Source organism: Alteribacter salitolerans (genome assembly GCF_016901055.1).
GTDB classification, from domain to species: domain Bacteria; phylum Bacillota; class Bacilli; order Bacillales; family Salisediminibacteriaceae; genus Alteribacter; species Alteribacter keqinensis.
Genome location: NZ_JAFEUX010000003.1, coordinates 453,213 through 477,215, shown reverse-complemented (window position 1 = coordinate 477,215; position 24,003 = coordinate 453,213). Strand labels below are relative to the sequence as shown.

At 45.4% G+C, this 24,003-nt stretch carries 19 protein-coding genes; 4 read left to right on the top strand and 15 right to left on the bottom strand.

The window, feature by feature from the left end; all coding sequences use genetic code 11:
- Positions 1 to 49 precede the first annotated feature (49 nt).
- From JSY36_RS08385 to JSY36_RS08335, 11 genes are all read right to left on the bottom strand, one after another.
- Positions 50 to 1,402, bottom strand: a complete 1,353-nt coding sequence (locus JSY36_RS08385; protein ID WP_205166015.1) for a sigma-54-dependent transcriptional regulator — start codon at positions 1,400 to 1,402, stop codon at positions 50 to 52.
- On the bottom strand, positions 1,399 to 3,387 hold the full coding sequence (locus tag JSY36_RS08380; protein WP_205166014.1) for a transporter substrate-binding domain-containing protein: 1,989 nt from the start codon (positions 3,385 to 3,387) through the stop codon (positions 1,399 to 1,401). Before JSY36_RS08380 ends, JSY36_RS08385 begins: the two co-directional genes overlap by 4 nt.
- Before the next feature lie 177 nt (positions 3,388 to 3,564).
- Positions 3,565 to 4,818, bottom strand: a complete 1,254-nt coding sequence (locus tag JSY36_RS08375; RefSeq protein WP_205166013.1) for a PTS ascorbate transporter subunit IIC — start codon at positions 4,816 to 4,818, stop codon at positions 3,565 to 3,567.
- A 12-nt stretch (positions 4,819 to 4,830) separates the two neighbouring features.
- Positions 4,831 to 5,085, bottom strand: a complete 255-nt coding sequence (locus tag JSY36_RS08370; RefSeq protein ID WP_419466033.1) for a PTS sugar transporter subunit IIB — start codon at positions 5,083 to 5,085, stop codon at positions 4,831 to 4,833.
- A gap of 58 nt (positions 5,086 to 5,143) precedes the next feature.
- Positions 5,144 to 7,291, bottom strand: a complete 2,148-nt coding sequence (locus JSY36_RS08365; RefSeq protein WP_272873273.1) for a BglG family transcription antiterminator — start codon at positions 7,289 to 7,291, stop codon at positions 5,144 to 5,146.
- Position 7,292: 1 nt separating this feature from the next.
- Positions 7,293 to 8,891 carry a Na/Pi cotransporter family protein gene (locus JSY36_RS08360; protein ID WP_205166011.1) on the bottom strand — a complete coding sequence of 533 codons (1,599 nt, stop codon included), beginning with the start codon at positions 8,889 to 8,891 and terminating at the stop codon, positions 7,293 to 7,295.
- 15 nt (positions 8,892 to 8,906) lie between these two features.
- Complete coding sequence (locus tag JSY36_RS08355) at positions 8,907 to 9,539, bottom strand: phosphate signaling complex PhoU family protein (RefSeq protein WP_205166010.1); 633 nt, start codon at positions 9,537 to 9,539, stop codon at positions 8,907 to 8,909.
- A gap of 101 nt (positions 9,540 to 9,640) precedes the next feature.
- Entirely contained in the window at positions 9,641 to 11,128 is a 1,488-nt protein-coding gene (locus JSY36_RS08350; RefSeq protein ID WP_122899232.1) for a tripartite tricarboxylate transporter permease, read from the bottom strand.
- A gap of 12 nt (positions 11,129 to 11,140) precedes the next feature.
- On the bottom strand, positions 11,141 to 11,572 hold the full coding sequence (locus JSY36_RS08345) for a tripartite tricarboxylate transporter TctB family protein (protein ID WP_122899234.1): 432 nt from the start codon (positions 11,570 to 11,572) through the stop codon (positions 11,141 to 11,143).
- A gap of 57 nt (positions 11,573 to 11,629) precedes the next feature.
- Positions 11,630 to 12,649, bottom strand: a complete 1,020-nt coding sequence (locus tag JSY36_RS08340) for a tripartite tricarboxylate transporter substrate binding protein (RefSeq protein ID WP_205166009.1) — start codon at positions 12,647 to 12,649, stop codon at positions 11,630 to 11,632.
- Between the two features lie 177 nt (positions 12,650 to 12,826).
- On the bottom strand, positions 12,827 to 13,414 hold the full coding sequence (locus tag JSY36_RS08335; protein ID WP_205166008.1) for a GNAT family N-acetyltransferase: 588 nt from the start codon (positions 13,412 to 13,414) through the stop codon (positions 12,827 to 12,829).
- Positions 13,415 to 13,713: 299 nt separating this feature from the next.
- On the opposite strand from JSY36_RS08335, the gene JSY36_RS08330 reads away from it, so the two are divergent.
- Positions 13,714 to 14,631: a LysR family transcriptional regulator gene (locus JSY36_RS08330; RefSeq protein WP_205166007.1), complete on the top strand. Its 918-nt coding sequence runs from the start codon at positions 13,714 to 13,716 to the stop codon at positions 14,629 to 14,631.
- Between the two features lie 51 nt (positions 14,632 to 14,682).
- Here JSY36_RS08330 and ggt read toward each other — a convergent pair whose 3' ends face one another.
- The 4 genes from ggt to JSY36_RS08310 form a co-directional block, all read right to left on the bottom strand.
- Positions 14,683 to 16,452 carry a gamma-glutamyltransferase gene (ggt, locus tag JSY36_RS08325; RefSeq protein WP_205166006.1) on the bottom strand — a complete coding sequence of 590 codons (1,770 nt, stop codon included), beginning with the start codon at positions 16,450 to 16,452 and terminating at the stop codon, positions 14,683 to 14,685.
- A gap of 398 nt (positions 16,453 to 16,850) precedes the next feature.
- Entirely contained in the window at positions 16,851 to 17,300 is a 450-nt protein-coding gene (locus JSY36_RS08320; protein ID WP_205166005.1) for a hypothetical protein, read from the bottom strand.
- Positions 17,301 to 17,314: 14 nt separating this feature from the next.
- Positions 17,315 to 18,568 carry a GTPase family protein gene (locus tag JSY36_RS08315; protein WP_205166004.1) on the bottom strand — a complete coding sequence of 418 codons (1,254 nt, stop codon included), beginning with the start codon at positions 18,566 to 18,568 and terminating at the stop codon, positions 17,315 to 17,317.
- 481 nt (positions 18,569 to 19,049) lie between these two features.
- Positions 19,050 to 19,400 (bottom strand): DUF2512 family protein, encoded by a 351-nt coding sequence (locus JSY36_RS08310; RefSeq protein ID WP_122899249.1) that lies wholly within the window; start codon positions 19,398 to 19,400, stop codon positions 19,050 to 19,052.
- Between the two features lie 367 nt (positions 19,401 to 19,767).
- On the opposite strand from JSY36_RS08310, the gene JSY36_RS08305 reads away from it, so the two are divergent.
- The 3 genes from JSY36_RS08305 (at position 19,768) to JSY36_RS08295 (ending at position 23,957) form a co-directional block, all read left to right on the top strand.
- A complete protein-coding gene (locus tag JSY36_RS08305; protein WP_205166003.1) occupies positions 19,768 to 21,138 on the top strand; it encodes a sigma-54 interaction domain-containing protein in 1,371 nt (456 codons plus the stop codon).
- A gap of 134 nt (positions 21,139 to 21,272) precedes the next feature.
- Positions 21,273 to 22,610 carry a YjiH family protein gene (locus tag JSY36_RS08300; protein WP_122900084.1) on the top strand — a complete coding sequence of 446 codons (1,338 nt, stop codon included), beginning with the start codon at positions 21,273 to 21,275 and terminating at the stop codon, positions 22,608 to 22,610.
- A 24-nt stretch (positions 22,611 to 22,634) separates the two neighbouring features.
- Positions 22,635 to 23,957: an aspartate aminotransferase family protein gene (locus tag JSY36_RS08295; protein ID WP_205166002.1), complete on the top strand. Its 1,323-nt coding sequence runs from the start codon at positions 22,635 to 22,637 to the stop codon at positions 23,955 to 23,957.
- Positions 23,958 to 24,003: the final 46 nt, after the last annotated feature.

Sequence of the window (24,003 nt, the reverse complement as noted above, 5' to 3'; positions counted from 1 at the left end):
TTAAAAAACCGGCAAAATCTGCCCCTTCTGCAAATTTTGCCGGTTTTTATCACTCTTCCAATGCTTTCACTTTATCTCTCAAGCTTCTTTCACTGATGCCGAGCATCTTCGCTGTATTTTTCCTGTGGCCTTCATTGTGCTCGAGGGTTGCCATGATAAATTTCGTCTCCAGCTCCTTCAGAGTCAGCCCCACATATTTCTCCAGGGTACCCGAATCCTCAGATGGTATGGTAAGCCCCTGCTTGATCCCAGGCGGCAGGTCCGAGAGCTCAATCATCCCTCCGTCTGCCAGCACCATGGAGGACTCGATAATATTGGAAAACTCCCTGATGTTGCCGGGATAATCATGATTCAAAAGCACCTTCTTCGCTTCCTTCGTAAACCCTTTGATGTCTTTACCCAGCTCTTTATTAAACAGCCGGATGAAGTGGTCCATCAGGGACGGAAGATCGTCTTTTCTTTCCCGTAACGGGGGCAGGGGAATCTGCAGGACATTCAGGCGAAAATACAGATCCTCTCTGAACTCCCCGTTTTGAATCACTTCTTCAAAGGATTTATTCGTCGCTGCTATGACCCTTACATCAATTTTTTCCGGCTTGTTCGAGCCGAGTCTTGTCACCTTTTTATCCTGAAGGACGCGAAGGAGCTTTGCCTGTAGATTGAACGGCATATCACCGATTTCATCCAAAAAGATCGTCCCTTTGTCTGCGAGCTGAAACTTGCCTTCCTTCGCAGTAACCGCTCCGGTATACGCCCCTTTTTCATAGCCGAACAGTTCGCTCTCGAGGAGCTGATCGGGTATGGCTGCGCAGTTTACCACTTCAAAGTGCTCCTTCTTTCTTTTCCCGGCAAAGTGAATCGCTCTTGCGACCAGCTCTTTTCCCGTACCGCTCTCGCCGGTAATAAGCACGTTCGTGTCGACTTTCTTCACTTTTTCAATCATCCTAAACACGTGCTGCATCGCTTCACTTTTGCCGATGAGCCCTTCATACCGGTACTTCTTCTCCAGCTCCTGACTCAGGTATTCCACCTGGTCGCTCAGCTCCCGGTAGTGAAAAGCCTGTTCAATCGCAGTAAAAAGCTCGTCCATATTCACCGGTTTCGTAATATAGGAAAAGGCCCCTTCCTTCACGGCCTCCACGGAGGAAGATATTGTCCCGTAGGCAGTCACCATAATCACAATAACGGAGGGGCGTGTCTGCTTAATCTGCTTTAACACATCGAGACCGTCCACATTGCCGATTCGAAGATCCAGGAGGCAAAGATCAAAATGGTCTTCGGCAATCATAGCGAGCCCCTTCTCCGGATCGGTGGTCGTGACAACGTCATACGTGTCTTCCAGAGCGAACGCCAGTGAAGAACAAATCGACGGCTCATCATCAATGATCATTACTTTCTTCATGTTTGGTACCCCCTCTCGACTCGGTCAAAAGCAAGGAAAACAGAGGTTCCCCGGCCTTCTTTGCTTTCAATCATCAGCTGTCCGTTATTATCCCGCACATACTGCTGAACGATCGCAAGTCCGAGTCCCGTTCCTTTTGCTTTCGTCGTAAAAAACGGCTCCATGGCCTGCTTTTTCTCTTCCTTACTCATGCCGATGCCTTCGTCTTCCACTTTAATTACAACTTGTCTGCCTTTTTGAAACGCCGCAAGCCTCAGCGTTTTTTGCTCTTTTGTCCCGCTCATGGTCATGGCATCGATGCCGTTCAAAATTAAGTTGATGACCACCTGCTTGAGCTGATTTTCATCGGCTTCAATATACAGATCCTTCTCGGCTTCACACACCATATCAAACCCGCTGTTGATCGCGGTTCGTTTAAAAAGAATCGTACACTCCTCCAAAAAGGAGCCTGCTTCCATGATTTCTTTGTTGATCTGCTTCGGCTTCGCGTAGTCAATCAGGCCTTCAATCAACGTATTTACCCGCTCAATCTCCTGGGGCACGTAAGTCGAAACCTCCTGCTGGAAACGTGGATTGTCGTACTTTCTTGGAATGAGCTCCACGAACGTTTTAATTGAAGTAAGGGGATTTCTGATTTCATGGGCGATTCCCGCCACAACCCTGCCGAGGGCCTGGTTTTTTTCCTGCTCAAACATCTGCATTCGCAGCTTTTTCTCTTCCGTTACATCCTCAAAGGTGACGATGATTCCCGTTGCTTTTTTGTCCAGGTCATAAAGGGGGTACACATAATACCGGAGGAAATAAAGACGTCCGTCGTCACGCTTCCACTCCGCATCTTCCCCGAGGTACAGGCGGCTTGAATCAAACACGTGCTCAAACTTGTCCTTTAACAGCTGGTTTAAAATCCTCACGTCCTGATAGTGCATGGAAACAGCGTCCTCTTTTATTCCCGCCATTTCCCCTGCTTTTTTATTAAACGACGTAATCATTCCCTCTCGGTCAACCGTCGCAATCCCCCGGGGACTGCTGTTGAGGATCTGCTTTTTAAACTCATCGCTGCTCTGGGTCTGTTCCACCTGATGCTGGAGGGACTGATTCAGCTGGTTAAGGACATTTGTCTTTTTATTGACTTCCCGCTGCAGCTGTCTGTTCCATTTCACCCCGATGAGAAAAAGGATAAGCGTCAGAATAAGAAGCGTCCCGATAATCTGAATGATCAGCCAGAGTTGGTCAGCCAGCTCGCTTTCCCCGGCAAACCAGTTCTCATAAAGATCGTTATACGTCCCGTCACCCCGGACATCCCTGAGCGCCCGGTTGATCTGGTCCATCAGTAAATAATTCTCGCCCTGAACCACCATGGAATATTCCACCGGCAGCAAATAACTGCCGATCGTTTTATAGTCGTCACGGACTCCCTGCCGCTCAAGCTCATAGTCAGCTGTGAGCATATTTCCCACAAAGGCGTCCGCCCTGCCCGAAATAAGAAGGTCGATCGCACTGCCCGGCGTGCTCGCCGTATGGTAACGAATCCCCCGGATATTGCGGAGAAATTCATACTCAAGGGTGTCCCGCTCAAGGGCCGTGATCACCTCGCCCAGATCAGCCAGGCCGTCAACCTTGTCATTGCTCTTATGTACAAACAGCCCCACCGACGTACTGATGTAGTCGTCCGTGAACTCCACGGACCGGGCATCTTCATCATTAAAATAACCGCTCAGCATCACGTCAATGGTATCGTTTTCAAGAAAGGCCACTCCTTCTCTTCTGGGCACTTCTATATACACAATGCTCCGGCCCATCCGCTCTGCCACCTCGTCCATCACATCAATGGCAAAGCCCTTTCTCACGCCATCGTCGTTAAAATGAAGCGGGGGAAGCTCAGGGTCATAGCCGACTCTGAGCGGTTCGCCGGTTTCGGCACTCACAGACATACTAAAGGTGCCCACTAGTATGAAGCACAAAAAGACGATTATTCCCTTCATCATGGCCACCTCTCATTCATTGCAGTTTATAGTTTTAATCCTAACGTATTTTTGTGGATTTTGGAAATCGGTGCCTGTCACCACCCGAACTTTGTCGAAACCGTAGTCTTTTATTCGAAAAAAAATGGTGCCAGGCACTGTGTGAAATCGTACACACAGTGCCTGGCACCATCCGGTCATTTAAAAAACCAACTCTAACAACCAAAACAACAGCAATCCTACAATACTGAAATCAGAATCACTGAAAGTAGTCTGAGTGTAGCCTACTTGATTCATTACTGGCATAAGGTTCAGGGACAAAAACGTAATGAGCATACCGTGGGCAAAAGCTCCAACGATGGCTCCCCTGACGCCTCCCATCACATATCCGAATACGCCAGAAGCACCACCTGAAAAGAAATGGGCAATAATTGCTGGCAAAACGATTGCCATATTAAAACCAATCAGGATGCCCATGGATACAAATCCCCCTGCAAGGCTTGCAGCAAAACCCATTACCGCTGCCGCCGGTGCGTAAGGAAAGATAACCGGGCAATCCATGGCAGGGATGGCCCCGGGAACTAGCTTGTCTGTAATTCCTTTAAAAGCAGTGAGTACTTCTGTAAGAACCATCCTCACTCCTATAATGATGATATAGATCCCTGCAGTAAACTTAACCGATTGCATAACAGCGTAAAGGATTACATTCCGGCTGCCTGATTGTTCACTTAATATATCCATGCCTGCAAAAACCCCTACGAAGATGAAAAAAGATAGCATAAACAATGTAATTGTTACGTTCATGTTTGTGAAAAAGGAAAGAGAAGACACGGTTTTCTCTGACCATTTTTTCTCGCTTGGCTTCTTGGAGGCAACTGCTTTTCCCAAATAACCGGCAATCACGTATCCAATTGAACCGAAGTGTGCGATGGCAACGTTCTGATCAGGGATAACCTTTCTCATCATAGGCTGACATATAGCAGGAAAGAACGTCATACATAGAGCAAGTACAACCCCTCCCACCAGCACCTGAACCCAGAGCACCATTCCGGATCCTACCATAATAATTGCCATTAAAGATGCCATATACAATATATGGTGGCCGGTAAGGAAGATAAATTTATAAGGACTGAACCGGGCAATCAAAATATGTACAATTAAACCTGTAAACATGATCATGACGATTGTCTGCCCGTAATACCACTGAGAAATTCCTGCAATCATTTCATTATTAGGGACAATTCCGCTTACATTAAATGCACGCTCTAACAACACGGTTAACCGGCTCAGCTGTTCGATAGCCAGATATGCTCCAAACTGTAAGATCACATAACCTACGATTGCTTTTATCGTTCCTTCAATCACAAAGGGAAAGCCTTTCTTTTGTACCAGCAACCCTAAGAACGAAACAAGCCCTATTATGAGTGCTGTCTCTCCTACCATTTGAGAAAACATAGTCTTACCCCTCTATCCTTTCACTTCGTTTACAAAAGGGTTTTCTAATAATCGGGCTTTAAGCTCTGCCTCTTGCAACAAGTTATCTATAAAAATTGTTGAACGGGCATGACCCTCTACCTTACTCTTCATGTAACTCACACTTATAGCAACGTCCGGATGGACAGAAGGCAGCGTCCCGAGGTCGATCTGCTGAACGTATGCGCTGATTCCAATGCTCTTTAACACGTTCTCGGTTTGAATCTTTAACCATAAGCTTGTTCCCATTCCCTGTCCGCATACAACGGCAATTGTTATCGGCTGTTTCATTGGTATCACCTAACCCTCACTGTGAAAAAACTTTCAAAATGTCCCATGAATGTTTGGCCTTTCGCAGTTGGTCTTTTTTATCATTTTTTATAAGTTCCTGGAAGAGTTGCTGAAGAGCTGGTACCTGACTCGTTTGATCAGGTGAAGAAAAAACAAACACATAATAAATAGGATCATTCCCAGCATGCCCGAATGTAACTCCCTCATCAAATCTTGTCATACTTAATCCGACTCTCGGGAAATGCGCATCCGGTGCAGCATGTGCCAGGACGATTTCAGGAACTACAGCCATGTAGGGGCCTCTCTCATTCAAAGCTTCAATAATACGCTCTTTATACTTCCCGTGTACCAATCCGCTCCTTTCAAGAGGGGCTGTAGAAATAGCTATAGCTTCCTGCCAAGACGATGCTTTTTCATTAAGCTGAATCATATCGGCAGTCAGAATGCCTTCCAGGGATCCAAGTGACATGGGAATTCCGGTTCTGTTTTTTTTCAGTAACAGATCGACCTGCTCGATCATTTCTCTTGTCAGCGCTTTCGAATCTTTGATATCACAGTGTTTTTCGATAAGCGGCCATACAGTTTCATAAATCTCCTGGGAGGTAGATTGGGCTTTCCCTTTTACTTCAGCATATCTGGAAAGTCTCTCATAATCTTCTGGCGGCAGTAGAGGATTTACTTTTAATACTGGAAGAAGCGGACTTTCTATATCAATTGTGCTTACAATCAGATCAACTTCTTCCCACTTGTCTTCTTTTTGAAAACGCTGGTACGATAAAGTCTCAATTATATGGATACCTTCAAAAAGAGACGTGATACGGTTCTTCAATAAGTTTGCCGTACCAACCCCACTGTTGCAAACAATCATAATACGCAGAAGCTTGTCCTCTTTTTCCTCTCCAACTATACCAACCGCACTTCCATAGTGCATTGCTATATAAGCGACCTCTTCTTGGGGGAATTGGACTTGATACTCCTCTTCAATCATTGAAATTTCGGATTTAATCGCTTCAAAAAGATTGTAGAATTCCTGCCTTATATCTTCAAGAAGAGTGTTGTTTTCTGTCAATCCGTATTTGGCCCTGAATATGGCAGGACGCATGTGCAGGAGAAGACCGTGGTAAAGGTTTTCCTTCTTTTCAAAAGACAGTCCCAGTCGCTTTTCGATAGCCTTGGTCATCTCCATAATTAACTGCAGCAACCCTTCATCTTCATCCCGTGACAACCCTGCTATTTTGTTTGAAGGAGCATTTTGTCCGCCCATCAAATGCAGTGTAATGTAAGCCACTTCCTGTTCAGGAATGTGAATATGAAAATACTTTTCTAACTGAAAAGCTAAAAGTTGACCAATATGAAATTCCCGTTGCTTCAGGATAGCAGAAAGATCCTCTTCAGGCAGTGTAAAGGAATTGGAGGAACGAATTCTTTTTAATACCATACCGATGTGCATATATAACGCCAGCCGGCTGTCATCGCTCAAGGTAATTTCCTTCCAGGACAAAATCGGCTCGACAATTTCTTTAATTTCTTCAACTTGAAGTTCATCGACAATATGGGCCATTGATTTGGACACAGAAACTTGTTGTTCAGATGAACTCTCATAGCGCTCGTGGTTTCTCGCTACCACCTGGATTAATAGAGGGTCCATTGTCTTACATGTATGAGACAGAGCACTTCGAATCAAAAGCTCTTCTCCTTCTATCCAGATGCCTCGTTTTGGCTTCTTTACCATCTTGATGTCAAATGAAGAGAGGTTTGTCTCACATAAAGTAAGATCCCGCATAATCGTGCCTCTGCTTGCTTGAAACAGTTGTTCAAATTTACTTATTGTTGTAGGTTTTGAAACCGTTAATAATTCCAAGGTCATGAAGTTAATCCGCTCATCTCGACTGAACTCATAATGGGTAAGATCAATGGATTCCAAGTCTTCTCTAAGGCATGCCCTCTTCACGTCATTAACTTGTAACAAATAACCGAGGTTAGGTTTTCTCAAAAGTTCAGGATACTGCAGCTCCTTCAGCCACATGTTCAAAAACTGAATATCTTCACGAACTGTCCGCTCAGAACAAGAAATGAGACTGGCGAGCTTTTTTGCTGTAATAGGTGCTGTAGCTGTTAAAAGCTCCTTCATGATTAAAAGTCTTCTCTGATTAAACGGGACCATGTTAAATCATTCCTAACGTCGTTTGTGAGATATTAACAGAGTGCTGGTTAATTCGCAGCAAGCCGTTCAGCAGATCCATATAGACAGAACTTACCCTGCTGCTCGGGCCTCCTTCTGTATGAAAATGCTTAAACCTAAGCTCTTTCTCCAGTCGGATAATTGCAGGGTTTTGATGAACAACCTTCGTTGCCAGCTCGTGATCTTTTTCTGAGAAGCACTCAACTGCATCCTGAAAATTCTGAAAAACGTTGTCAAACAATGTTTGGATGGACTCTTTTTCCCATTCACTCAACAAAATATCGTTACCCTCGAGCTTAATCGACAATGAAGATAGTTCATTTATTATATCAGATATTCCTTCTAAGTCATTATTTACATATAACATTTGTAAACTTTCACGAGACTCATCGTCCGTTAATTTTTTCTCTGTAATCTCTTGAAGATAATGATAGATCCCTCTGTATAAATGATCAATCCTTTTCTCTTCACTTTGAATTTGCTGCCTTACTGCACTTCCTTCCTCTACATAAATGGGCAGGAGTGGCTGAAACATGCGCTCACTGATTTTTTCAGCCATATACTGGAGCTCTTTTTGAGTGTTTAAAAGGGCAACCGTGGGGAAGTTCAAACTATTCTTATCAAGATACTTGAAGTCATCGACTGATTTTTTATCCTTAATAAGCTTTGTCATCCAGTCTGCAAACAAGTTACAGAAAGGAAGAAGGATCAATAAGTTCACAATGTTGAAGAGCGTGTGAGCATTGGCAATCTGCCGTTCTACAGAGCCTCCCATTGTTTGAAGGACCTGAATAAACAAGAATGTAGCCGGGATAAAAACAAGAACTCCTATAATTTTAAACAAAGCATGGGCTACAGCCGTCCGTTGGGCATCCTTTGATGCATTTAAACTTGAAATAAGCGCGGTTATAACGGTACCGATGTTGGCTCCGTAGACAATAGCAATGGCTGTTTCCATACTCATGGACCCACCAACGGCAAGGGTCATAGCAATAGCAATAGTAGCAGCACTGTTTTGAATAATAGCAGTAAACGCAGTAGCAATTAAAATAGTAATAATAGGGTTACTTGTAGCAGCAACAAACCAGTTCATAAACTCGGGACTTTGCTGGACAGGAATCATGGCATTTGTCATGAGTGCCATTCCAAAGAACACAAAACCAAATCCCAGAATAATGTTCCCCACGTGCTGTATCGTTTGGGTTTTTGCAATTAAAAACATTAATACTCCCAGACTGACAAATACGAGAGCATAATCTGTGACCTTAAAGGCAATAAGCTGAACGGTCAGCGTCGTTCCAATAGCCGAACCAAGTACGACTCCCATCGACTGGCGGAGTGTCATAAGACCTGCATTCACAAATCCAACCACCATTACTGTTGCCGCACTCGATGATTGCAGTACAGCAGCCAAAACCATCCCTGCCCCAGAACCGTATACCTGGTTTTTTGTTACTCGTTTTAAAAATGATTTCAGCTGTTTGGAAGCTGACTGTTTTAATCCATCACTTGCCAGATGCATTCCATATAAGAAGATTCCAAGCCCGCCGATAACGCCTAGTATAATTTGTATTAAGTCCATAAACTATTACTCCATTCACGTAATTAAGTTAATTCGTTTTACAATGTTAACGATATGATCAGCCGCCCTTTCAATGTATCGGCTTATTAAAAAATACTGCATAAAATCTTCTATATATTGTGGGTGTTCCTGTATCAGTTGGGGAAGCTCCGTTCGGAAATGGTGGAAAGCCTGATCAACAAGTCTGTCTGTTTCAATAATGGTCGTTGCCTTTTCCTCATCATATGTTTTGAGTATGGACGTGCACATTTCGTGCATGCGGCCGGCATGTCCAAGCATCTCAATCACCGTTGTTGCATAGGACCTTGAATCTTCATGTTTCAAATGTTCACATGAAGCCATCATATTGACCATCTGATCGCCTATTCTTTCCAGCTCCCCGGACATTCGCATGATTGTCGTCAGTGCTTTTATTTCATTCGGTAAAGGAGTCTGAATGATAAACATATTGAGAATACCCTTTTGAATTTCCTCATATTTTTCATCAATGTCACGATCCAGCTTTTTCACTTTATTAACATGTGTCGCTCCGTGAGCAACTACGTTTTGAGTCAGTGCGAATTGTCCCTCTGTCATCTCGGCAAGAACGAGCAGACGGTCGTGCACTTTGTTCATTTCATATGAAAAATTCTTCATTATCGGTGTCATTCACTTTCCTCCTGTCTATTTTTACTACTACACAATGAAGAAAAGCCCGGCATGGGCTCTCATCTGATAGCAAATGGGCTTCAACGCCGGACTTCATCATGTTACGTTGCTGATTTCGTAAACTTATTCATTACAATCGGTGAAAATAATGAAAGTACTGTCAAAACAATAAGAACAATACTTATCGGACTTGCCACAAGGGCCAGAGGGTCATTACCCGAGATAACCAATGTACGCCTGAAACCTGATTCAGCAAGAATACCAAGAATCAATGCAAGTACAATAGATGCTGAATTAAGGGTGAATTTCCTGAAGAAATAACCAATCAAACCGAAGATAAACATAAGTATGACGTCAAAGAAGTTATTATGAATTGCATAAGAACCAATCACACTCAGGGTAAAGATAATTGGAATCAGAGCACCATCAGGAATCTTCGTTACACCAACAAAATATCTTGCTCCATATAACCCGAGAAGGAGCATGACAACGTTAACAAAAACAAAACCGGCTAAGAAAGTATAAGTTGTATTTGCGTGAACCGTAAACAAATCAGGACCTGGCTGAAGACCGTGAATCACAAGTCCCCCTAACAGTACGGCTGTTACACTTTCACCAGGAATACCAAGAGTTAATGTGGGTATTAAAGAGGAACCAGTTACACTGTTGTTGGCTGCTTCTGCACCGGCAACCCCTTCCTGAGCCCCTTTCCCAAACTCATCTTTGTTTTTTGAAAAGCGCTTCGCCTCGTTATACCCAACGAAAGCCGCAATGGTAGCCCCGGCCCCGGGCAGCAGACCGATAATTGTACCAATGATGGACGAACGCCCCAGGGTTGTTTTCATCTTCTTTATTTCTCCCCAGGTGATGGTGGAATTGTCCTTAACCTGGTTTGTGATCCCGGTATTTTTCATCCTTTTCTCAGCCATAATCAGTACTTGTGACATAGCGAAAAGTCCGATAAGAGCTGGAGTAAATGGAATCCCGGAGATCAATTCGTTCATTCCAAAGGTAAACCGAGGCATGCCGGTAATCGGATCAAGACCAATCATGGCAAGAACCAGACCAAAAGCACCTGCCAATAACCCTTTCAGCATAGAGCCCGTACTTACACCCGCGATAATTGTAAGTCCAAATACAGCTAACCAGAAATATTCAGCGGGTCCAAAGCGAAGAGAAAGCTGAGCCAGAAGCGGCGCAAATCCATAAAGTGCTACTGCACTCACCATAGCGCCAGTAAATGAGGCAACTGCAGCTGTCTTAAGGGCCTTCCCTCCCTGTCCCTTCTTCGTCATTTCATATCCTTCAATTAAGGTAGCTGATGCCGCCGGAGTACCAGGAGTACTGATCAGAATTGCAGAAATCGATCCCCCAAAAATAGCACCGCAGTATATTCCGATCAGCATAATCAATCCTGTTGCAGGATCCATTGTGAAGGTCATTGGAATAAGGAGTGCCACACCCATTGCCGCAGAAAGACCCGGCATGGAACCGATTACGACCCCTAAGGTTGTTGCTAAAACAATCACGATAATATTCTGCCAGCTGAGGGCATTTACAAACCCTTGCAGCATTACTTCAAAATCCATTGTTCTGCCCCCTTATACCAAAATTCCCGAAGGAAGAGGTACATTTAAAAACTCACTGAAGATTAAGTACAGCACGAGTACAAAGGATGGAACTGCAATAGCAATTGTCTTTACTGTTGCACGTAAAAACACCATCGTCCCCACTAAGTAAACAACTGTTGTCACAAAGAAACCAATCTGATTGATTAAAATAAGATATAGAAAACTAAATACCAGAACGCCGATGAACCTCTTCCAGTGAATATGGCCAAAAAGCTTTTTGTACGATGTATCAGGTTTTTTTATAAAAGTTTGAATAAGCAATAATAAGGCCAGTCCAACCATGATACCGATAATAAACCGAGGGTACATTTGTGCACCTTCAGGAAAAGACAACGTCTGATAAAAGAAAACAGCTCCGATTACGATAAATACTACAGCAACCATTCGGTCGGTATTTCTCACTCATCTCACCCTTTATATAAAGGCAGGGGATCACTCCGGATCCCCCTTGCCTTCCTTTTATAGATCTAACAGTTCACGTAATTGTTTGTTATCTTCATCCTGCTGGTGAATAAATTCACCAAACTCTTCAGGTCCCATGTATCGGAGTGGAAGGCTGATGTTATCAGCCTGATTGATGTGTTCTTCAGATTCCATCGCTTCTTTAAACACTTCATGCAGGTAGTCGATAATTTCCGGATCTGTTCCAGCCGGAGCAACGATACCACGACCGGATGCACCAATGACATCGATATCATTCTCCATAAGTGTTGGAACATCCTCAAGCTCTTCCAGACGCTCATCCGTCATGGAAGCAAGAGCGATGATTTCACCGCTGTCCAGGTGAGCAGCAACTTCACTGATTTTCGCAACCCCCGCCATCACGTGGCCCCCGCGAAGAGCAGTGACAAGTTCATTCGTTCCATCAAAAGGAACATGGTTTAACTCGATGCCCGCTTCATGTTCGAAATGAGCAGCAATGATGTGGTTTGAAGCACCGGTTCCATTATTGGCAACAGTAATTTTACCCGGGTTTTCTTCTGAATAATCTAAAAATTCTTCAAGTGTATCCAGCCCACTTTCAGGTTTCACTACCAAAACAGCCGGATCGTATACATGAAGCATGATTGGCTCAATATCATCAAGTCCGTATTCAGTCGGGCGTTCCTGTGGTAAAGATACAAAAGTCGGGAGGTTGATAAACCCAATTGTATAACCATCCGGATCTGCGCTTGTCATGTAGTTAAAACCCAGTTCTCCCCCGGCTCCTTCACGGTTTTGAACAACAAAGTTGTCTCCGTTTACCTGCTCTGCTGCTGAGACCAATACCCGAGCACCTACATCCGTACCTCCGCCAGCTGCATAGGCAACCACAACATCAATAGGTCGTTCAGGATAACCATCAGGCATCCCTTCTGAAGCCTCCGCTCCGTCTTCATTTCCTTCATTGTCCGCTACTTCACCGTCACCGCACGCAGCGATTAATGTAAGCGATACCAAAAGAATAGATGTTAAAAATAATTTCAATTTTAATTTCATTCCCACTCACCCCTTATTAAATAAGATTGTGTTCATCTCTTGTAATCATGTTAATGTAAAGCCATTCATTCCAACAAGAACAAAGAAAAGAGGAATAGATCCTGCAAAAAATGAACCATTGTATCAAAAAAAGGTGCCAGGCACTGTGTGAAATCGTACACACAGTGCCTGGCACCATCAGCATTCAAAACGCATATAAATTCTCTCCCGGAATCCCTTCATATTTCCAAAACGTTCTTTTTTCCTTTTGTATTCAGTGAAACCGAGTTTTTTGTACAACCGGTGTGCGTTCGTGTTTGTGTCTACTACTTCGAGAATGTATGTGCTGAAATGAAGGTGATCGATAACGTGATTAACCAAGGCTGATGCTACACCTTTCCCACGAGATTCACTGGTTGTAGCCACACATTCGATATAACCTGTGTCATCAGGATAGGGCAAAGGTGGATGCAATTCCCGGCTCAGCATACTGTAAGCAAAGCTTCCTTTCAGAAACCCAAGAGCATCAACGATCTCCCGTTTGTTCACTTTCATTGCACGGGATTGATTTGTTGAGCAGGCAAGAATACCCACAACCTCCCCCTCCCACTCTGCAAGATAGTAAACATCTTCACAAAAAGCATGTCGTATGGCTTTTTGTAAAGTTGTACGGTCCTTCGAGAAAAAGGATAAATCCTTATAATAACCTTCAATAAAAACAGAAGCAGCCTCATCCCGCACGTCTCTTTCAAATTCATCCATCCTTTTAATTGTCACCTTTTCCATCTGCGCTCCCCCTTTACTTATCTTTCAAGTTTACATGTGGGCTGGTTAAAAAAGACAGGCCTAGATACAAATTTTTACCCCGTGTTAAGAATGAATTAAAAAGGTGCCAGGCACTGTGAGAAGTCATACACAGTGCCTGGCACCTAATCAGGGCTTTTTCCACTTGTTTGATAGATTTGTAACTTTCTATAATGAATGTAATTCGTATACATGGAATATTTTTCTTCAGATTCTCCGGGCGGAAATCAACGTCCCACTTTCACAGAGCCTTGCATGCGTAAATAAGGAGGGGATTCAACATGAACTTACAGGCACTCCGTTACTTCGTGGAGGTCGCCCATTGTCTCAATTTCAGCAAGGCGGCAAAAAACCTCCATATTTCCCAGCCGGCATTAAGTCAGCAAATCACCATGCTGGAAGAGCATTTTAACTTTAAGCTGCTCATTAGAAATACGCGAAGTGTGACACTCACAAAAGAAGGGGCGTTTTTATACGAAAACCTCCAGCCCTCCTTTGAAAATATCGAAAGTACGCTTCATAGAATTGAAAAAACAGGCGCTATTCCACAGAGGACGATACGCATCGCTACCGTTCCTTCTGCAGCGAGCAACTGGATTCCACCGCTCCTTCATAAACTGCGTGAACGATTCGATGACCTTGAGTTTCACATACAGGAGACATCTTCGAAGCACGTTGTTGATCTTGTTAAGGGCAGAGACTACGACATTGGTTTTTTCCGCATGCCTGCTCATATCCGGCGAAAAACGGAGAACCAGTTAATGATACGGGAATTAACCAGCCACAGCGTAAAGCTTGTCGTCTCGGCCGCACACCCCCTTGCACGGCTTCAATCCATCAACCTTTATGAAGCAAGAAACGAGACATTTCTACATTATGACCCGGACACTTCCTCCTCTTTACATACGACGCTGGAACAGGCGTGCCGGACTGCCGGATTTATTCCTAAAACGATGGGGATTGGACCTGAACTCCTGACTATTGCGAACCTGATCGTCAATGATATCGGTGTCACCCTTATGCCAACGGATATGATTGACCTGCTGCCGTCTCATCAAATAAGAGGCATCGACGTTAAAAATCAAGATCTGTCCAGCACCATCTCCATCGTCTGGAAACAAACCACCTCCATCCCCGAAATTACCTTTCATGCCCTTAACCTCCTTGAAGACCTTTCAACCCGTGTTCAAAGGACTTAACCCGAATGTAACCAGAGCCGGTGCACCAGGCATCGGCTCCGTTTTTTCTATTTATTTTCCCCGGCTTGGCCGGTTAATACCGATTGCCGCTCCATCTCTACGCTCATCGGCGACTCCGTAGTACATTCCGGCATCATAATCAATTTGCAGAGCCTGAACATTTCCTACGAGGTTGGGATTCGATTCAAACCTGTGTCCCAAATCAGTCATTTGTGCGCGAACATCCGCAGGAACGCCCTCTTCCCACCACGTTGCTGTCGTATGGGTATTGTAAATACGCGGTTCTTTGACTGCATCCTCAAGGTCCATTCCGTATTCGGCAATATTCAGGAACACTTGAAGTACAGCGGTAATGATTCTCGGACCACCCGGTGAGCCAAGAGTTGCCACCGGCTTTCCGTCTTCAAGAATCATCGTCGGTGTCATACTGCTTAACGGACGCTTGTTTGGCTGCACTTCATTCGCCCCGCCTGGTACAGCGTCAAAATCAGTAAGCTCGTTATTCAGCATAATTCCGTACCCATCAACCATAATACCGGAGCCGAATATCTGCTCGATCGTGCTCGTGTAGGAGACGACATTTCCCCAGCGGTCAGCTACTGTAAAGTGCGTTGTTTCACCTGGATTATTGTCCACATCGTGACCGGACGCATCAATTTCATAGTCTGCTGAACCTTCTTCATACGCCCATGGATCACCAGGCTCGATATCTGTCATTACGGAGTCAAGAGAAATCAGCGAACGTCTTTCTTCAATATAATCCGGATGCAGCAATCCATTTACCGGCACGTCTATAAATTCAGGGTCTCCTGCATAAGCCGCCCGATCGGCATAAGCAAGTCTCATCGTTTCCGAAAGGAGATGATATTTTTCAAAAGACCTTACTTCGTATTGACCCAGATCAAAATCCTCAAGGATCTTCAACATTTGAATTAAGAAGGTCCCTCCTGAGCTTGGCGGCGGCATACTGGCAATCGTGTAATCTTTGTAATTGCCAACAACCGGCTCGTCAATGGTCAGCTGATAGTTTGCAAGATCCTCAGTGGTCATGCTGCCCCCGAATTCCTGAACCGTGTCAGCAATGGCCTCAGCAATTTCACCGTGGTAAAAGGAATCAGCACCGTGGGAACGAATCTTCTTCAACGTATCCGCCAGATCTTCCTGGACCAGTACCTCGCCTTCCCCTACCGGCACTCCACCCGGTAAAAACACATCGGCTGCCGAGGTTAATGAGAGTTTTTCAGCATTGCCCGCAATGGCATCCGCCAGCTGCTTGTCTACTTCGAATCCCTTTTCAGCCAGCTGAACTGCTGGTGTCATTAACTGCTGGCGGGGTCTTGATCCCCAGCGGTTCAAGGCTTCTTCAAGTCCGAGAAGTGTCCCTGGCACACCTACAGAGGTACCATGCCTTACCCGTTCCTGAAAAGGAATGACATTGCCGTTTTCATCAAGGAACATATCCGGCGTTGCTCCTGCCGGTGACCGTTCCCGGCTGTTGACGATTGTCACATCATCTTCATCCGCGTCGTACACCATCATAAACCCGCCGCCGCCAATTCCTGACATCATCGGCTCAACGACGTTCAAGGCAAATTGAATCGCTACCGCAGCATCAACAGCGTTTCCTCCTTTATTTAAAACATCAGCGCCCACCTGTGAAGCAATCGGGTGAGAGGTGGAAACCATCCCATCTGTACCCGTTGCAACCGAATCAATATCCCCGTCATATTTTTTCGCCGACGCATGAAACGGACTCATGGCTACCAGTAAGGCCATAACAGTCATAACCGAAATCATTCGAATCCAATTTTTATGTCTCATTCAACCGCCTCCTAAAGAAGATTAGACTACTAAGTCACTAACCCAATCGCAGACTCTACCTCCCATATGTAAGATAATTTTCTTACTTTTCAAAATAATAACACTATTTACAGGCGTTCATTTATATCCATTACTAATAGATTCATAAGACAGACTTATATAAAAGACCTTGGAATCACATCACACAGTTCACAGATAAGACAAAGGTCTTCGACTTCCGACATAAAAAGAAAGAGTAGTAGAAAATATGCAGAAATGACCAGATCGTAGGACCTGGTGTTCTAGATGGTGCCTGTCACCACCCGGATTTTGTCGAAACCGTAGTCTTTTATTCGAAAAAAAAGAGTGCCAGGCACTGTGTGAAATATCAAACACAGTGCCTGGCACCCAGCAGTATTTTAAACCCCGACCTCAACTACAAGTACACCTTCTTTTACCGTGAACCCCTTTATCCTCCCCACCGGGATCCGCTCAACAATCGTGATCTGGTTCAAATCAATTCCGACCTCACCTTTGTCGTAAGTAATATGAGGAGGCCTGTTGAAAATGCTTTTATGAATCCACTTCATATTCAGGGGCTTCGTTTTTATCACATCGAAATAGACCGTGCGGCCGGTCGTTTCTGATGGCGCAAGTGTAATGGCGCACGGGATGGATAGTCCCGCTTTCTTTACACGGCCGCTAATCATGATTATTTCGTCTGTAATCGTTACCGCTTCAATAGTCACGTTCTTTACCTTAGTCCGTGTAAGTACGCCAAGCAGGATGTCCTCTGAAATGGGAACCGAAACACGCTTGTCCAGAAGTTTGGAAAGACGACCGGAAATGATGTTCATATAGTTGTCCAACTTTGCCCTCCCACTTACACCTCAACCTCATCCTTCTTCACCTTTTGAGGCTTAATTTTCTTGCCGTGGAAGAAGTAGGCTTCTGCTGATTTTCCGATCGAGTACGTCGCGGCGGCTGCCATGGACCCGGAGATGATCGAGCCGCCTACGGGGACGATTTTCACGAGCTGTCTCGCCCCTTCACGCAGACCAAACGCGGCTCCTACATTTACACCTACCGCAGCCAGGTATTCATACGCTGTTTTCTTCGATACTTCCCGTCCGGCCAAAGAACCGATGACCGTAATCATCAACAGCTGAAGCGGTGTGAGCACAGCGATATCCGAAAGAGGAATCGGCGTTGTTCCGACACCGCCGGAAATGGTCGTGAACCTCTTGATGATCGATGAAGACACCTTCTTTAACTGCTTGTCCCTCCGCTGGGCCTGGTAAAAATCCAGCTTCGCTTCCTCACCAATGTTATTTCCGATCAAGTCGGACAAAGTATCAATGTTCCACTCTTCGCCTTCCAGCGAACAGACCGGCACGATGCCCGCATACTGATTTCCTGTTGTTTCATAGCCATAGTAGGGAACGTTCTGGTTAAGCAGCGTTGCGTTCACATTCAAAATATCATCGGCTGCATAACTGAGGTTTTCCTGTAAAAGAGCTGCTTTGTTCGCAAACTCTTCCGGCGGCCAGTGACGCGGATTCCCGATAGTATCTGCTTTATTCAAAATAAGGGCGGTCGGTGTTTTCACGTTTTGTTCTTTATGAACCTCGTCCACAATCTCCTGATAGAGAGTGAGATCCTGGCTGAAGCTTCTGATTTCAGGAGCACTGACAACATGGAGAATAATGTCCGGCGAATACTGTTTCACCGATTCCTTCAGCATGGAAACGGCACTTTCCGGGATACCGCCATCAGGGTTCGTCGTCTCGAAAATCCCTCTCGTATCAACAATCTGCCATGTAGAATACTGTTCAGGAAATGTGATCAAATACGGGATCGATTCCGGAGTCTCCGGTTTCACATCACCTACAGGCGCAACCTCTTTACCGGCCAGCGCGTTAATTAATGAAGACTTCCCGTGACCGCTTCTGCCCATCACAAGCATCACCGGCGGCCGGCTGTCATCGACCAGCTTTCTGATCTCTTCAATCGCCGGCCCCATGACCAGCTTCTTTAAAGAATCCTTCGTTTCCGGATTCAGATTCCCCGAAAACGAATCAAACAAATCATCGATTAAACTCAATAGCTCTCTCGTTTTTTCTTTATCAATAGCCATAGACCTACCACCTTTACCAGATTTATAGAGCGATGTACCGAACAAGTGCAGAACATTCTTCGTATCTGAAATTCACTCCTCTCAAACGTGCGAAAAGGTGTTGGATTGATTGCTGGATTTTGAAAGATGTCAGTTGGAATGGTCAGACGGAAAGTGTGTCTGTTGTTGTGGATGAAGGAAGGAAATTACTGTAGTTCCTATCATTATACAGCAGGAGAGAGGGGAAGCAAGGGAGTATCATCCTAGTTGGGGTGAAGCAGAAACGCGATTCTTTAGCTTTCTGAGAGGGGAGAAGCGGGTAGATCATCGATATTAAAGATATGACGGGTTTTTGTTGAGATTTGCCCTGTGAATATTAAGTTATGACGGATTTTTGTTAAGATAACCAGATCCCGATCCAATTAATTTCCAAAACACAGACAAAAAAGGTGCCAGGTACCATGTGAGATGTTACACACAGTGCCTGGCGCCCAAAAAGAATTTAATTCACTGCCAATGTCCGGTTCAAGTAAGCATGAACAAACCACTCCCCGATGGCAATGCCGGTGGCTGCTACGAGGGAAACACCGATAGCAATCATGCCTTCCCCATAGAAGAATGATCCAATTACCTGAACGACAAGAAAAGCAAGGCCAAAGTCCGATATTGTCGCCATCCAGTTGGACGACATTTTCAACACAAACAAGTCGACTGCTACAAAGCCTACGATTGTCAGGACACCTGTAAGAAGAAGGGTAGCAAGAAAACTGTACTGATAACCCAGAGAGAGTATAGGGAGAAGAACAGCAGCGATGATCACTGCCTTCAATAGAACGGTTTTTACGTAATGCATGATAGTGCCTCCTTTTGATGCCTCTTTTTCCAATACAGATATTTTTTACCAAATATCTGTATTTTATTTAAGGAGGAAGATTATTTTGCAACCTTGAGGAGGCGCTGAGGAGGGTGCCTGGCACCACCCGAACTTTGCCAAATTCATAGGTCTTATAAATGAAACTCTTTAAGCGGGGGAAAGAACTACTATTTCGACAAAATCCGGGCGGTGCCAGACCAGCAGACCCCACCACCCCTTGCGCTATCCAAAAATGAATACTATATTTATTTATGAATAGCATTAATTTTCGGAAAATGAAACCGTATTCATACATTCTTATAACCATTATCCTATTCAAAAACGAATACCCGGAGGTGCCATAAGCATGACGAGACCCATCCTGAACGACAGTGAACGTATTCTGCAGGCCTTAAAAGATGACCTGCTTGTAACCGACTGTAACGGAACGATTATGACGGTAAGTGAGGAGACAAAAAAGCTCTACGGCATAGAAGGCCGCAATGTGGTGGGGGAAACGGTGTACCAGCTTCAAAAGGAAGGGGTATTCACCCCTATCGTCACCCCTCTCGTACTTGAGAAAAAAGACCGGGTAAACGTCGTGCAGACAACAAGATACGGCAAAAAACTGCTCATTACCGGAGTCCCAGTCTTCGATGCAGACGGCAATGTCTGGAGGATTGCATCCTATTCCCACGACATTACTGAAATGGCCAATATGGAAACGCATCTAAAAGACATGCAGGATGAAATGAAGCGGGTTAAGCATGAACTCGATCAGCTGAGACTGAAAAGCAGCGGATACGGCGAGCTGTTTGCAGAATCACCGCCAATGAAAGCGTGTCTTGACACGGCTTCCCGGGTAGCCGCTGTGGATGTAAATGTCCTTCTCCTGGGTGAATCCGGTGTAGGGAAAACGCACCTTGCCAAGATGATCCATCAGAAAAGCCCGCGAAATAAAGGACCATTTATTGAAGTGAACTGCGGCTCCATTCCGGAATCTCTTTTTGAGGCTGAGTTTTTCGGGTATGAAGGCGGCGCATTTACCGGAGCAAGTAAAAAAGGAAAAGTCGGACTCGCTGAAACATCCGAAGGCGGCACTCTGTTTCTCGATGAAATCGGTGAACTCTCGCTCTCCCTTCAGGTCAAACTCCTGAAATTCATACAAGAAAAGCAATTTTACAGGGTAGGCGGCACAAAACCGAAATCATTGGATTTCCGCCTCATTGCAGCTACAAACCAGCCACTTCAGGACCTGGTTGTGGCTAAAGAATTCCGTGAAGATTTGTATTTCCGCCTTAGTGTCGTGCCGATCCACATCCCTCCTATGAGAGAACGACCTGAAGATCTTGCACCACTCATCAGCCATTTCCTCCACTTGTTTTCTGAAAAATACGAGAGGAAGAAAATGCTCGATGATGCTGTGATGCAAGAGCTTTACAAACAGGAATGGCAGGGGAATGTAAGGGAGCTCATGAACCTGATTGAACGTCTCGTAGTCACTTCCCATTCCCAGATAATTACCCATTCTGACCTGCCTCAGTCCTACCGTGACACCGTCAGTCCATTGGAAACAAGCTTTCAAGCTCCCCTCAGGCAGACACTTGATGGAGTGGAGGAACGCATTCTCCGCGATGCTAAAAAAAGATGGAAAACAACCGTTAAAATGGCTGAAGTATTGGGAATCAGCCAGCCATCAATCGTAAGAAAATTAAAAAAATACAGAATAAATGATTAGTTCTGGCACAGGTCTTGCATTAATTCTAGGGAAAGCGTTATGCGGCTCCAACCCTTACGCCAATCTAAGAAAGGTGCGTGACAGCTTTGAATGAACAAGCTCAGACAAAGAACACCACGTACACCGCTGAAACGATGACGAAGACAAACAAGTTAAAATTCATCATTCCCTCCTTATTCGGTCTTCTACTCTTTCTTGTCCCTGTCCCTTTTACAGGACAATGGACGATCGGTGTCGGAATCCTGGCCGAGTTTTTCCTAGGCCTGTTTTCAGACGTCATTCCTCTGTTTATGTCTGCTATTCTTCTCATATCAATTGTGATGACGCTGATTGCGAGATTAGGAAAACCAGCATGGATAATGAACTCCCCTTTTCTGAAGTCCTTGTTTTACGTTGGAGGCTTCTGGCTTATTATGCGGATTCTGGGAGGCACTTTCGCCGTTATGGTGCTTCTGGAAGCCGGCCCGGCCTTTATTTGGGACGAGTTTACAGGGGGAACGGTTCTTTATGAACTGATTCCTGTTCTGACGACCTGGTTTTTCTTTGCAGGACTCATGATGCCGCTGCTGCTGGAATTCGGCCTGATGGACTATATCGGCACTGTTGTAAGAAAAGTGATGCGGCCTGTATTTAAGCTTCCGGGCCGATCGTCAATTGATGCCGTCGCATCCTGGATGGGAAGTGGTACTGTCGGCGTTCTCATTACAACAAAACAGTACGAAAGCGGGTATTACACCAAACGGGAGGCCGCCGTTATTGCTACAAATTTCTCTGTTGCCTCCATTGCCTTCAGTCTCGTTGTTATTTCCTTCATCGGCCTCGAGCACATGTTTGTCCAGTTCTACGTGACCGTAGTTGTTGCAGGTCTTCTGGCAGCGATCATCTGCCCGCGGATTCCGCCCCTTTCAAAAAAGAAAAACACGTACTTTGAAGAAGCCGGCCGGCAGATTTCAGAGGAAGTACCAACGGGCAAATCCCCGAACCAGTGGGCATTTGAAAAAGCTGTAGCAAAAGCTTCCGAAGTAAAAAGTGCTTCCCGCGTTATCCAGAGCGGCTTTCAGAACGTCATTGACATCTGGTTCGGTTTGATCCCTCTCGTCATGGCCCTTGGAACGATCGCTCTTGTTATCGCCGAATATACGAACTTTTTTGTATATCTTTCGTATCCGCTCGTTCCCCTTCTTGAACTGATGCGGATTCCGGAAGCACAGGCTGCAGCTCCTGCCATGATTGTCGGCTTTGCAGATATGTTTCTTCCGGCCGTTGTGGGAAGCGGCATTGAAAGCGAGCTGACCCGTTTTATCGTGGCAGCCCTCTCGCTTACACAGCTCGTATATATGTCTGAAATAGGTATCCTGCTTCTCCGTTCCAAAATTCCGCTCAACCTTCTTGACCTGATCATTATCTTTATTCAGCGTACGCTGATTACACTGCCAATCATTACATTGATGGCGCATCTCCTGTTCTTTTAACTTCTCTGAAAGGTGTGGTGTGTGATGACACAAGACTGGAACCATTTATCGAAAAACATTTCAAAAAGACTCGCTCCCTCCATGGCAAAGGACCACCCGAACCTGCCTGTTGTAAAAGAAGATGGCTGCTATTACTGGGGTGTGGACGGAAGAAAATATCTTGATTTCACTTCGGGCATCGCTGTCACAAACGTGGGACACCGGCACCCCAGAATTGTAGAAGCGATTAAAAATGCCGCAGATGAACTTACCCACGGTCCGATCGGGGTCATCCAGTATGAATCCATCCTCCGGCTCGCTGAGGAATTGGCTGAAATCATGCCCGGGGAGATTGACTGCTTCTTTTTTGGCAACAGTGGAACAGAAGCGATTGAAGGGGCGTTGAAACTGGCAAGGTACGTAACGAAACGTCCATATATGATCTCATTTACCGGTTGTTTTCACGGCCGGACAATGGGATCACTCGGTGTATCCACCTCGAAGAGCAAATACCGGAAGCACCTTCAGACTGACGGCAACACGTACCAGATCCCGTACTACCGCCCTGAAAAATTCGAAGATGAAGACGGCACCATCCGGGAAAACGAAGCCATCGAAAAGCTGGAGGAAGACTTCGCTGCACTTTTTAACCATCAGGTCTCCCCTGACGAAGTAGCCGGTGTGATCGTGGAACCGGTTCTCGGTGAAGGAGGGTATGTAATGCCGCCTGCTTCCTGGCTGAAGTCCATCAGAAAAATCTGCGACCGCCACGGCATGCTTCTGATTTTTGACGAAGTTCAGACCGGCTTCGGCAGGACAGGAAACTGGTTTGCCGCCCAGACCTTCGGGGTGACACCTGATATTATGGCCGTTGCCAAAGGCATCGCATCAGGCCTCCCACTCAGCGCCACAGCAGCCAGCCATAAACTCATGCAGCAGTGGCCTATGGGAAGCCATGCCACAACGTTCGGCGGTAATCCGATTGCGTGCAGTGCCGCCCTTGCCACCATTGAGATTATTAAAGACGAATCTCTTCTTGAAAACACAGTCAATGCCGGCGCACATGCCGTAAAGGAAATTGAAAAACTGAAACAGCGCCATTCTGTGATTAACAACGTCCGCAGTCTCGGGTTAATGATCGGCATCGAAATTGTTTCACCTTCCACAGGTAAACCGGATGGCGAAGCGGTCCTACGTATTCTTGACCTGGCCCTGGACGAAGGTGTGCTGTTCTACCTCTGCGGCAATGAAGGAGAAGTAATCCGGATGATTCCGCCCCTTACCGTAACGACGGAACAGATAGATGAAGGCCTGCGGGCACTCGACCGGGCATTGACACGTTTTGAAAAAGAACGGACAACCACTTGAGACGAAGTCATTTAAAGGAGGAAGCACGTTGATTAAATACCAGCCC

What these genes read in the sequence shown, in the direction of transcription:
- JSY36_RS08385 (WP_205166015.1), bottom strand. Translation starts at nt 1,402, where the DNA reads ATGAAGAAAGTAATGATCATTGATGATGAGCCGTCGATTTGTTCTTCA.
- JSY36_RS08380 (WP_205166014.1), bottom strand. Translation starts at nt 3,387, where the DNA reads ATGATGAAGGGAATAATCGTCTTTTTGTGCTTCATACTAGTGGGCACC.
- JSY36_RS08375 (WP_205166013.1), bottom strand. Translation starts at nt 4,818, where the DNA reads ATGTTTTCTCAAATGGTAGGAGAGACAGCACTCATAATAGGGCTTGTT.
- JSY36_RS08370 (WP_419466033.1), bottom strand. Translation starts at nt 5,085, where the DNA reads ATGGGAACAAGCTTATGGTTAAAGATTCAAACCGAGAACGTGTTAAAG.
- JSY36_RS08365 (WP_272873273.1), bottom strand. Translation starts at nt 7,291, where the DNA reads ATGGTCCCGTTTAATCAGAGAAGACTTTTAATCATGAAGGAGCTTTTA.
- JSY36_RS08360 (WP_205166011.1), bottom strand. Translation starts at nt 8,891, where the DNA reads ATGGACTTAATACAAATTATACTAGGCGTTATCGGCGGGCTTGGAATC.
- JSY36_RS08355 (WP_205166010.1), bottom strand. Translation starts at nt 9,539, where the DNA reads ATGACACCGATAATGAAGAATTTTTCATATGAAATGAACAAAGTGCAC.
- JSY36_RS08350 (WP_122899232.1), bottom strand. Translation starts at nt 11,128, where the DNA reads ATGGATTTTGAAGTAATGCTGCAAGGGTTTGTAAATGCCCTCAGCTGG.
- JSY36_RS08340 (WP_205166009.1), bottom strand. Translation starts at nt 12,649, where the DNA reads ATGAAATTAAAATTGAAATTATTTTTAACATCTATTCTTTTGGTATCG.
- JSY36_RS08335 (WP_205166008.1), bottom strand. Translation starts at nt 13,414, where the DNA reads ATGGAAAAGGTGACAATTAAAAGGATGGATGAATTTGAAAGAGACGTG.
- JSY36_RS08330 (WP_205166007.1), top strand. Translation starts at nt 13,714, where the DNA reads ATGAACTTACAGGCACTCCGTTACTTCGTGGAGGTCGCCCATTGTCTC.
- ggt (WP_205166006.1), bottom strand. Translation starts at nt 16,452, where the DNA reads ATGAGACATAAAAATTGGATTCGAATGATTTCGGTTATGACTGTTATG.
- JSY36_RS08315 (WP_205166004.1), bottom strand. Translation starts at nt 18,568, where the DNA reads ATGGCTATTGATAAAGAAAAAACGAGAGAGCTATTGAGTTTAATCGAT.
- JSY36_RS08310 (WP_122899249.1), bottom strand. Translation starts at nt 19,400, where the DNA reads ATGCATTACGTAAAAACCGTTCTATTGAAGGCAGTGATCATCGCTGCT.
- JSY36_RS08305 (WP_205166003.1), top strand. Translation starts at nt 19,768, where the DNA reads ATGACGAGACCCATCCTGAACGACAGTGAACGTATTCTGCAGGCCTTA.
- JSY36_RS08300 (WP_122900084.1), top strand. Translation starts at nt 21,273, where the DNA reads ATGACGAAGACAAACAAGTTAAAATTCATCATTCCCTCCTTATTCGGT.
- JSY36_RS08295 (WP_205166002.1), top strand. Translation starts at nt 22,635, where the DNA reads ATGACACAAGACTGGAACCATTTATCGAAAAACATTTCAAAAAGACTC.